We start from the raw sequence: 2457 nt of genomic DNA, 5'->3' as shown, positions 1-2457 counted from the left end.
CTATTATTAACCATTATCTAACGTTTCACTTAACTATGAAGACTAACGCTTCATTTTGATATGAGTTATGTCGGTCGACATTAACTCGTTCACTATTTAGTTGCTTTTAGCCAAAAAATAAATTGGCCCAATTAGATTGATCACTCAAGTCAATATGTTGTTTACCTTAAGGATTTCTATCGTGAGAATGATGCGCCTTTTCTTAAACCAATTCTTTTAAACCACTTCTCTTAAACCACTTGATGGTCAATGTTGTGTCATAGTTTTATGTTTTGTATAAAAACGAACATCCTCATGACCTAGGCATTAAGGTCACCAAATAACGACCGTTTTTAACCACCAAAACTATGATAAGCAACTGGCACAGGTAAAGGAACATTAATACCCACCATTTCCACTTGGATGGTCTAAAAAGTAACGAGCAGCATCTCTATCTCGAGTGAATATGTAAGTGCCGTTGCCGAACTCATTGTCGTTGATGAGTTGTATTGTTTCATCCATAGTTTTCACACAGATAACTAGCAACACGGGACCAAATAATTACTGCTTTGTTACAATCCATTTTAGACGTTATATTATCTATTAAGGTATCACCAACAAAGAAACCATTAGATAAATTCGAAACTTGTGGGTTATGTCCATCAGCAACTATTTTTGCCCCTTGATGATCAGCGATATTAATAAAAATGACGACTATTTCACCGTTTGGTAACCCTACTTCTTTCAATAATCGTGCAATATGCATCGTCGAACTGGGTGAACGCTCTGATGACTTTAGAGTAAAATTGTTACCGCAAACGATGGTTAATAGGAACATTAACTTGGGTGTTATGGTAAGGAAGCTAAATGGTATAATACCGGCTAGTATTTCAATTAGCTGAAATTCACTCCAAGATTGACTGTTAGGAACTACATTTTTACCGTGTTCTTCATCGATACGTTTTACTATTAGGTCAGTGTCGTGTTCCAACAGTTCTTTAAACTGGAACATAATACTCTGCACATTTATTGGGCGGAGTATTATGCCACTGAAGAAAAGCTGCGTGTGCGCAACCTATCGCACTTTTCATTGTCTTTTTTGACGATAACGATACTGTCTTTTCTGCTTTACCAGTCGCAGGATTAGCCCCCTCTTTGGGACGTGTATCATCTGTTAATAGTTCACCGTTACAGAAGTGGCCTATGGTTGTCATATTGTATCCATAATTCAAATACCTAAATAAACATCATGTTTGGTCTGATACTCGTCATTTATGAGGTCGAATGAACTACGATTAATCAGTTTCGCTTAGTGACTCACCAAGCGCATTTACTAAACTGTCAATTTCAGCCGTTTCAACTGTGAAAGGTAAGCCAAGTTGAACCGTATCGCCACCATAGCGAACATAAAAGCCCTTCTGCCAACACTTCATGGCAATTTCGTATGGGCGCATGGCAGGTTGTCCAGGAACTGCGTCAATAGTCAGTGCGCCAGCTAAACCATAATTTCTAATATCAGTAACATGTTTTGTGCCTTTTAAACTGTGCAGCATTTCTTGAAAATGCGGTGCCATAGTTTCGACACGTTGAGGTAACTTATCAGTGGCTAAAAGGTCCAATGTTGCTAGAGCTGCAGCACATGCTACGGGGTGAGCAGAATAAGTATATCCATGCGGTAATTCCAGCATATATTCAGGACCGCCAGTGTCCATATAAGTATCATAAATTTCTTGCTTTGAAATAACAGCACCCATGGGAATAACACCATTAGTTAATTGTTTGGCGACAGTCATAATATCAGGAACTACCCCAAATTTTTCAGCACCAGTATTAGCACCCATACGTCCAAAAGCTGTGATCACTTCATCAAATATGAGTAGGATATTGTGTTTGTCACATATTTCACGTAATCGTTTTAAATATCCGACGGGTGGAGGGATAACACCCGCTGAACCTGCCATAGGTTCAACAATGACGGCTGCGATGGTCGATGCGTCATACATAGCTATCATATCTTCAAGGTTATCAGCTAAATATGCACCTTCATTAGGCATTCCTTTGGTGAAAGCATTGCTAGCTAAAATAGTATGAGGCATATGTCCTGCCTCAATACCTTGCCCAAAAAGACCACGGTTGGCACCAATGCCTCCGACACTTATGCCACCAAAGTTTACACCGTGATAGCCTTTTGCTCGACCTATAAATCGAGTTTTGCAGGCCATTCCTTTTTTACGCCAGTAACCACGCACGATTTTCAATGCGGTCTCAACTGAGTCAGAGCCTGAACCGGTAAAAAATACGCGATTTAGACCATTAGGCATAAGCTGTGTTATGCGATGTGCTAGTTCAAAAGACTTTGGGTGACCAAACTGAAAAGCGGGGGAGTAATCAAGTTCCTTGATTTGTTGGCTCACCGCTTCAACTATTTCTGGGCGACCATGACCTGCACCACAAGTCCACAATCCAGAAAGACCATCA

General features: G+C 40.0%; 4 protein-coding genes. All 4 read right to left on the bottom strand.

All coding sequences use genetic code 11. The annotated features are described in order from the left end of the window. Positions 1-378: 378 nt before the first annotated feature. A complete protein-coding gene (locus QZ562_RS21410; protein ID WP_363315396.1) occupies positions 379-501 on the bottom strand; it encodes a hypothetical protein in 123 nt (40 codons plus the stop codon). Then, positions 494-991 (bottom strand): aldehyde dehydrogenase family protein, encoded by a 498-nt coding sequence (locus tag QZ562_RS21405; RefSeq protein ID WP_363315395.1) that lies wholly within the window; start codon positions 989-991, stop codon positions 494-496. Before QZ562_RS21405 ends, QZ562_RS21410 begins: the two co-directional genes overlap by 8 nt. Next, positions 978-1193 (bottom strand): hypothetical protein, encoded by a 216-nt coding sequence (locus QZ562_RS21400; RefSeq protein WP_363315394.1) that lies wholly within the window; start codon positions 1191-1193, stop codon positions 978-980. The genes QZ562_RS21405 and QZ562_RS21400 overlap by 14 nt, the downstream gene beginning before the upstream one ends. 81 nt (positions 1194-1274) lie before the next feature. Beyond that, positions 1275-2457: aminotransferase class III-fold pyridoxal phosphate-dependent enzyme (locus QZ562_RS20910; protein ID WP_293764623.1), on the bottom strand; the 1183-nt coding region annotated here is incomplete at its 5' end.

Source organism: uncultured Paraglaciecola sp. (assembly GCF_913058035.1).
Taxonomy (GTDB): domain Bacteria; phylum Pseudomonadota; class Gammaproteobacteria; order Enterobacterales; family Alteromonadaceae; genus Paraglaciecola.
Note: the sequence above shows the minus strand (reverse complement) of the source record. Positions and strands in the feature narration are given on the sequence as shown.